Genomic DNA, 7,304 nt, shown 5'->3' on the forward strand with positions numbered 1-7,304 from the left:
TCGTCGCGCGCGCCTTGGCAAGGCGCGCAGGGCATCGCCCAGCGCGCGCAGCTCGGCGAAACGCGCCTGGCATCGGGCGCAGCCGTGCAAATGCGCCTCGGCCAGCGGGCGCAGATGCGTCTCCAGCTCGCCGTCCAGCAGCGCGGACAGCGTGTCCGGATCGAGATGTTCAGTCATGCAGGGATTCCCCCGGTTCCTGTCGATAGTGTTCCAGCAACCCTTCGCGGGCTCTGGCCAGACGCGACTTCACCGTGCCCGGCGGGATACCCAGGGCACTCGACAACTCGGCATATGACAAGCCCTCCACTTCCCGCAGCAGGAGGATCTCGCGCTGTTCGGCCGGCAGACGCTGCAGCAGCTGCTCCAGCTGGCGCAGCCGGCGTTCGACCTGCAACTGGCGCAGCGGCGACGGCACCGGGTCCGCCGGCTGATCACCCTGTTCCAGTGCTTCCGAGGGTTGGCGCACCTGGCGGCGCCACTCATCACGGGTGGTATTACGTGCGATCTGCAACAGCCAGGTGCGAAAGCGCGCCTCCGGGCGCCAGCGGGCGATCGCCTGCCAGGCCTTGAGGAAGGTTTCCTGGACGATATCCGCTGCGTCGACGCTGCTCCCGGGCAGGCGGCGCACGAAGCGCAGCACCCCGGCCTGGTGACGCCGCACCAGCAGGCCGAACGCCTGGCGATTGCCCGCCTGCGCCTGCTCGATCAGTTCCTCATCCGTGCGTTGCATGTCGCGCCCGTCTCACCCGTCTGGAAGGATGCTCCGGGCCTGTAACGAATACGGCGGTAAAAGGTTCCCGGAAGCGCCAGCAGGGTCACTCAACGCCGCGCACGGAACACTGGATCGCGATCAAGAAAACGCGCCATTCAGCTTCGGTTAAGCCAGCGGGGCTGCGACCAATCCGTTCAGCCCTGCGCCTGGGCCAGGAAGCGCTCGAACCAGTCGCCGGCCAGGCGCGCCACCTCCTCCAGCGCGCCGGGCTCCTCGAACAGATGGGTTGCGCCGGTGACCACCGTGATCTGCTGGACGCCATGCAGGTGACGGGCGACCTCGCGATTGAGCGCCAGCACCTCCTGATCCCTCTCGCCCACGATCTGCAGGGTCGGCGCCGCCACGCCATCCAGCGATTCGCGGGCCAGGTCGGTCCGTCCGCCCCGCGACACCACGGCACGCACTACGTGCGGCCGCTGTGCGGCGGCGATCAGCGCGGCGGCTGCGCCGGTGCTGGCGCCAAACAGGCCGAGCGGCAGCATGGCCAGTTCCGGGTCCCGCTCCAGCCAGTCGATCACCCCGACGATGCGCCGCGCCAGCAGCGGGATGTCGAAGCGCAGGCGGCGCGTCAGCGCATCGATGCGCTGTTCGTCCTCGGTGAGCAGATCGAACAGCAGCGTGGCCAGCCCGCGCGCGGCAAAGGCCCGCGCCACCTGCTGATTGCGCGGACTGCGCCGCCCGCTGCCGCTGCCATGCACGAACACCACCAGCCCGCGCGCCTCGGGCGGACGCAGCAGATCGGCCGCCAGGCCGGCATCGTCGAGGGTCAGGAACAGCGACATCGGTTCCAGGTTCTGCATGGGCCCTCTCCTCGCTACATCAGGTGGTTTCCGGACGAATCGCCAGCACGCTGCCGGGCATCTGGTAGAGCAGGTGCTCGGTGGTGTTGCCGACATAACGCTGCAGCCCCCGGCGCTGGATGCGCCCCATTACCAGCACGTCGATGCCGGCCTCGCGGGTGAACTCGACGAGCGTCAGGGTCGGCGGACCAAGCAGAAAATGGCGGCGATCCTGCGGCACGCCGCATTCATCGGCGAAGTGCAGGAAATCGCTGCGCTCGCTGGCCTGCAGATCGCCGGCCAGGTCCGCCCAGGACGCGCTGAAGCCGCTGAAGTCACCGAGAAATACCGCCATCGGATCGAAGGCGTGCACCAGGTGCAGTTCGGCATCGCACTGCAGCGCCAGGGTGTTGGCCGCCTCGACGATGCGCCGGTTCAATGGGCTGTCCGGGGTCTTGTCGCTGGCGGTGTCCACCGCCGCTGCGATCCGCTTTGGATGCGCATGACCGCCCTCGCCCACCAGGTGCAGCGGCGCGGCACAGTCGCGCAGCAATTGCCAATCCAGCGGCGTGGTGAAGGTGCGCCGCAGCTCGCTGACCTGCTCGACGTCCTTGAGCACCACGTCCGGCTGCATTTCCTCCACATAGCGGAGGATCTCGGCGTGCGGATCGGCCGCCCAGATCACCTGCGAGGTGACATTCAGCCCCTGATGGCGCAGTGGGCCGCACTGGGCGTCGAGCTGCTGCCGGGCCTCCAGCAGAAAGCCGTCCCGCGCCTTGTCGCGCACCTCATGTTCCAGCAGCGGCCAGGACCAGGGCGGCTCGATGCAGGCCAGCACATGCAGGGCCGCGTCGCTTTCCCTGGCCAGCACGGCCGCCCGTTGCAGAGCGGCGGAATGCCGCTGACGCAGATCGACGACGGTCAGCAACCGCTGATAGTGGCCCATGGCATTTCCTCCCTTTTGTCGCCCGGCGGCACTGTGAGCATAGGTGCGAATGCCGGTGCATCCCGCGCCACCGGTCAAGCGGCGTCTCAGCAATAGCCGGGCGCCGCCGGCAGCGCATCGGCGCCGCTCGCCCGCAGCAGGCGCAGGTAATGGTCATAGCGGTAGGTGGGACCGTCACGACAGACGTAACTCGCACCCAGATAGCAATGTCCGCACAGGCCATCGGCGCAGTGCATGCGCCGCTCCAGGGAAAGCCAGATGCGCTCGGCGGCCAGGCCGCGCCGCAGGCACTCGCGCGCGCTGACCGACATCAGCGGTTCCGGGCCGCAACACAGCAGCGCGTCCACGCCGCCTGCGGCGAACACGCGATCAAGCTGGTCCAGGGGCGTACCGGGTCGCTGGCCGGGGGGGGTTGATCGAAGCTCTCGAACAGCGGCAGCAGCTTGCGCCAGCGCGCCCGTTCCCGGCCCAGCACCTGGGCGGCGGCATGGCGAGCGCCGTACAACAGCGTCAAACGCCAGGGCGCGTCCGGCGCGCAGGCGTCCTCGATCATGCTGGCCAGGGGTGCCAGGCCGCATCCCCCCGCCACCGCCAGCACCCGGCTACCCGCCGGCAGGTCATGCGGCCAGCCGTGGCCGAACGGGCCGCGATAGCCCAGCAGCGCACCCGGCGCGCAGGCGAACAGCGCATCGGTTACCCGCCCCATCCGGCGCACCAGCGCGCTGAAGCTGCCGCCCGGATCCGGGGGCCGTACATAGGTGAACGGCGCCTCACCGACGCCGGGCACGCAGAGCATGAAGAACTGCCCGGGGCGCACGGCGCCATCGCCGGCGTGTGGAGCGTCCAGGCGAAAGGTGAAGTGGCGGGCGTCCTCGCCATCCGCGTAGTGCTGCTCAAGCCACAACCGGCGCGGCGTCGCGTCGATCATGGCTTCGCCACCCGGCCCATGACGCCGTGCACGCCGATGCCACCCGGACAGACCCGGTCGCAGCGCCCGCAGCCCACACAGCCATAGGCGTCGAACTGCTCGCGAAACGCCTCGCCGAACTTGTGATACCAGAAGCGCCGCACCCGCTGCCCGGCGCTGGCGGTGGGGTTGTGCCCGCTGGCCTCGCGCTGGAACGCCTCGTACAGGCAGGAATCCCAGACCCGCTCGCGCGCGACGCCGCCCTCCTCGTCCGCCACGTCCAGCGGGGCGAAGCAGGAACAGGTCGGGCAGACCGTAGTGCAGCCGGAGCAACCGAGGCAGCGCAGGCCCACCGCCTCCCAGGCCTCCTCGGTGATGCGCCCGGCATGCAGCGCCTGGATGCCCCGCGCCACTTCGGCCTGCGGTCCCTGCTCGGCCGCCACCCGCCGGGCATTTTCCTGGCGCTCCGCCTCGCCGTCGTCCGGCGCTACCGGCACAGCGAAGCCACGCAGCGCCTCGGCGCCAGCGGCGGATGCGACCAGCAGCCGCCAGCCTTGCGACAGCGGTAGCAGGATCAGATCGGCGTCGCCGTCATGCACCCGGGGTCCGCTGCCGACCAGGCTGCAGAAACCGTCCGCGCAGCTGTGCCGGCACTCCAGCGCAACCAGCAGACTGGCCCGGCGGCGGGCCTGGTAATGGGGATCGGCGGCGAAGAACTGGTCCTGGTAGGCGACCGCCCGTAGATCGCAGGCATGCAGGCCGAACAGCACCTGCGGCTCGACCTCGGGCATCAGGCCGAGGAACTGCCCGCCGTCGAAGCGAAACAACTGCTCGCGCTCGGCGAAGAAGAAGCCCTTGGCGGAGAACGGCGGCAGCACGGACGGTGGATCGAACGGGGCGGCATCGTCCGCCGCCAGCGCCTGCCAGTGCCAACCGCCCTGCCCGTCGGCACGCACCTCATGCACGGTGCGCTGGCGCGCCAGCCAGGCGCGCAGCCGCTCCGGACGGTCGAGTTCAACGGCGTCCATGGCGTTCCGTCGTTCGTGGAGTCACACCCGGCGCCAGCGGTTCCACCGCCACGGCGCAGGCCTTGAGCTCCGGCATGCGGCTGATCGGGTCCTGGGCCGGATTGGTCAGCTGGTTGCACGGCGCCTCGCGAAAGTGATACGGCATGGCCAGGGTGCCCGGCGGCACGTCGTCGGTCAGGTGTACCCGAGTCTCCAGCCGGCCGCGCCGCGAGCGCACGCGCACCGCCTGGCGCTCGCCCAGGCCCAGCGCCACGCCATCGGCCGGGTGCATGAACAGCAGCGCCAGCGGCGTTTCCCGTTCCAGCAGTGGCGACTGCCGGGTCATCGCGCCGCCACCGTAGTGGAAGTGCAGGCGGTGCGTGGTGAAGGCGAAGGGATACTCGGCATCCGGCACCTCGTCGAGCGGCACCTGGCTGACCGGCAGCAGCCGCCCGCGCCCCCGCGGGAAGCCCCGTTCATGCAGGCGCGGCGAACCCTGCGGATGCGCGGCGTCGCACGGCCACTGCAGGCCATGCGCGACAGCCAGCGCCGGATAATCCATGGCGGAGAAAAGCGGGGTGAGCGCCGTCATCTCGGCGAAGACCGCCTCGGCGTCCGGCCAGTCCATGCCGGAATAGCCCATGCACGCCGCCAGCGCGGACAGGATCTGCCAGTCGGCGCGCGCCGTGCCGGGCGGCGCCACAGCTTGGCGAATGCGCTGCACGCGGCGCTCGCAGTTGGTGAAGGTGCCATCCTTCTCGGTGAAGGCGGCAGCCGGCAGCACCACGTCAGCGAGCCGAGCGGTCTCGCTCAGGCGCAGTTCCACCACCACCAGGAAATCCAGGGCCCGCAGCGCGCGCAACAGCTGGTTCTGGTCCGGGTCGGTCACCACCAGCTCCTCGCCCATCACCATCAGCGCGCGCAGCTGGCCGCGCCGCGCCGCCTCGCTCATGGCCAGCGAGGTCAACCCCGGCAAGGCGGGTGCCGGACGGCCCCAGGCGACGGAGAAGCGCGCCTGCACGGCAGGGTCGGCAGCCGGCTGGTAGCCGGGATAGACATCCGGCAGGCAGCCCATGTCACAGGCGCCCTGCACGTTGTTCTGCCCGCGCAGCGGGTTGATGCCGGTACCCGGCCGACCGATCTGGCCGCAGGCCAGCACCAGGTTGGAGACCGCGATGACGTTGTTGGTACCGCTCTGGAACTGGGTAATGCCCATGCCGTAGGCGGTGAAGGCGGCGCGGGCGTGGCTGAACGCGTAGGCCACCCGCTCCAGCTCGGCCAGCGTCAGGCCGGTCTGCGCACAGCACTGCGCCAGATCGAAGTTGGCCAGGTGATTGCGCAGCGCGGCCTCGCCTTCGCAGCGCGCGGCGAGGAAGGCGCGATCCTCCCAACCCTTGGCGAGGATGATATGCAGCAGGCCGTTGAGCAGCGCGATATTGCTGCCCAGGCGAAGCTGCAGGTGGATATCCGCCAGGCGTGCCAGGCGAGTGCGGCGCGGATCGACGACGATCAGCGTGGCGCCGCGCGCCTGGGCGCGCAGCATGCGCGCGCCGATCATGGCGTGGTTCTCGGTGACGTCGGCGCCGATCACCAGCAGCAGGTCGGCCTGGTCGATGTCGGCGATGCCGCCACTCATCGCCCCGGAGCCCAGGGTGCGTCCCAGGCCGGCCACCGACGGGCTGTGGCAGATGCGCGCGCAATGGTCGATGTTGTGGGTGCCCAGCACCGCGCGGGCAAATTTCTGCGCCGCGTAATTGTCCTCATTGCTGGCATGGGCGCAGCTGATCACCCCGACGCCGGCCGGCCCCAGTTCGTCCAGCGCCAGCTGGAAGCCTTCGGCGGTTCGCGCCAGCGCCTCCTCCCAACTGGCTGGGCGCAGGCGGCCGTTTTCCCGAACCAGTGGCTCGCGCAGGCGCCCGGCGGGCTCGACGGCGAAGCTGCACGCCCAGCCCTTGGCGCACAGCTGACCTTCGCTGACCGGATGTCCGGGTTGCGGCTCGACGCCAATGACCCGGCCCTCCTCCACGCGCAGCCCCAGACCGCAGCCGACGCCACAGAAGGTGCAGATGCTCGGCACCACGTGCATGTTCAGCCGCCCGGAGCGATGGCCAGGATGCTGCAAGGCACCTGGTAAAGCGCGTGCTCGGTGGTGCTGCCGACCAGCCTGTCCAGGCCCTTGCGCTGCACGCGCCCCATCACCAGCACGTCCACCTGCTGTTCGCGGGCGAACTCGGCGAGGGTCATGGTCGGCGGGCCGAGCAGGAAATGCCGGCGATCCTCGGGAACCCCCTGTGCCTGGGCGAACGCCTGGAAGTCCTGCTGGGCGATGTCGCGCAGCTCGTTCCAGGACTCGCTGGGCGCGCCGGCGTCGGCCATGTAGTAGCGCAGCGGGTCATAGGTGTGCAGCAGGTGCAGCTCGGCGCCGCTTTGCATCGCCAGGGCGTTGGCCGCCTCGATGATGCGCTCGTTCAGCCCGGTTTCCCTGGCCTGTTCCCGCGAGGTGTCGACCGCCGCGATCACCTTGCGCGGCTGGGCATGACCACCGGCGGCAACCAGATGCAGGGGTGCGCTGCACTCGCGCAGCAGGTGCCAGTCCAGCGGAGTGATGAAGGTGCGTTTCAGCTCGCCTTCGTGCTGCACGTCCTTGATCAGCAGGTCCGGCTGCAGCTCGGCCACGTGCTGGAGGATTTCCGCCCGCAGGTCGGACACACAGAGTACCTCGCGGGTGATCGTCAGCCCCTGTCGGCGCAGCGGCTCGATCTGTTCCTCCAGGCGCGTGCGACACTCCGCGGCGTAGCCGTCGCGGGTCCTGGCCTGCACCTCGGCGGGCAGCAGGGCCACCAGCGCGGGTGTCGCCACCAGCGCGGCCACATGTAGCGTGGCGCCACCCGCG

The 7,304-nt window shown here is 70.2% G+C and carries 8 protein-coding genes; all 8 read right to left on the reverse strand.

Annotation, left to right across the window (positions count from 1 at the left end; genetic code table 11):
* Positions 1 to 169: 169 nt before the first annotated feature.
* Positions 170 to 730: a sigma-70 family RNA polymerase sigma factor gene (locus tag AS93_RS0118040; protein ID WP_027591883.1), complete on the reverse strand. Its 561-nt coding sequence runs from the start codon at positions 728 to 730 to the stop codon at positions 170 to 172.
* A 176-nt stretch (positions 731 to 906) separates the two neighbouring features.
* Positions 907 to 1,572, reverse strand: coding sequence for an alpha/beta family hydrolase (locus AS93_RS0118045; protein ID WP_051587536.1), 666 nt, complete (start codon positions 1,570 to 1,572; stop codon positions 907 to 909).
* A 19-nt stretch (positions 1,573 to 1,591) separates the two neighbouring features.
* Positions 1,592 to 2,497 carry a universal stress protein gene (locus AS93_RS0118050; RefSeq protein WP_027591885.1) on the reverse strand — a complete coding sequence of 302 codons (906 nt, stop codon included), beginning with the start codon at positions 2,495 to 2,497 and terminating at the stop codon, positions 1,592 to 1,594.
* Positions 2,498 to 2,583: 86 nt separating this feature from the next.
* Positions 2,584 to 2,808 carry a hypothetical protein gene (locus tag AS93_RS21185; protein WP_256214834.1) on the reverse strand — a complete coding sequence of 75 codons (225 nt, stop codon included), beginning with the start codon at positions 2,806 to 2,808 and terminating at the stop codon, positions 2,584 to 2,586.
* Positions 2,808 to 3,425, reverse strand: a complete 618-nt coding sequence (locus AS93_RS19795) for an FAD-binding oxidoreductase (RefSeq protein ID WP_256214835.1) — start codon at positions 3,423 to 3,425, stop codon at positions 2,808 to 2,810. Before AS93_RS19795 ends, AS93_RS21185 begins: the two co-directional genes overlap by 1 nt.
* Positions 3,422 to 4,432, reverse strand: coding sequence for a 4Fe-4S dicluster domain-containing protein (locus tag AS93_RS0118060; protein ID WP_027591886.1), 1,011 nt, complete (start codon positions 4,430 to 4,432; stop codon positions 3,422 to 3,424). Before AS93_RS0118060 ends, AS93_RS19795 begins: the two co-directional genes overlap by 4 nt.
* Positions 4,419 to 6,497, reverse strand: coding sequence for a formate dehydrogenase subunit alpha (gene fdhF, locus AS93_RS0118065; RefSeq protein WP_027591887.1), 2,079 nt, complete (start codon positions 6,495 to 6,497; stop codon positions 4,419 to 4,421). The genes AS93_RS0118060 and fdhF overlap by 14 nt, the downstream gene beginning before the upstream one ends.
* A 2-nt stretch (positions 6,498 to 6,499) precedes the next feature.
* A partial coding sequence (locus AS93_RS0118070; protein WP_027591888.1) for a universal stress protein occupies positions 6,500 to 7,304 on the reverse strand: 805 nt, incomplete at its 5' end.

The sequence above is a fragment of the Pseudomonas sp. RL genome, assembly GCF_000647775.1.
Taxonomy (GTDB): Bacteria; Pseudomonadota; Gammaproteobacteria; order Pseudomonadales; family Pseudomonadaceae; genus Serpens; species Serpens flexibilis.

Bases quoted from the DNA above. Each gene is read 5' to 3' on its own strand.
- AS93_RS0118040 (WP_027591883.1), bottom strand. From the start codon at position 730: ATGCAACGCACGGATGAGGAACTGATCGAGCAGGCGCAGGCGGGCAAT.
- AS93_RS0118045 (WP_051587536.1), bottom strand. From the start codon at position 1,572: ATGCAGAACCTGGAACCGATGTCGCTGTTCCTGACCCTCGACGATGCC.
- AS93_RS0118050 (WP_027591885.1), bottom strand. From the start codon at position 2,497: ATGGGCCACTATCAGCGGTTGCTGACCGTCGTCGATCTGCGTCAGCGG.
- AS93_RS21185 (WP_256214834.1), bottom strand. From the start codon at position 2,808: ATGTCGGTCAGCGCGCGCGAGTGCCTGCGGCGCGGCCTGGCCGCCGAG.
- AS93_RS19795 (WP_256214835.1), bottom strand. From the start codon at position 3,425: ATGATCGACGCGACGCCGCGCCGGTTGTGGCTTGAGCAGCACTACGCG.
- AS93_RS0118060 (WP_027591886.1), bottom strand. From the start codon at position 4,432: ATGGACGCCGTTGAACTCGACCGTCCGGAGCGGCTGCGCGCCTGGCTG.
- fdhF (WP_027591887.1), bottom strand. From the start codon at position 6,497: ATGCACGTGGTGCCGAGCATCTGCACCTTCTGTGGCGTCGGCTGCGGT.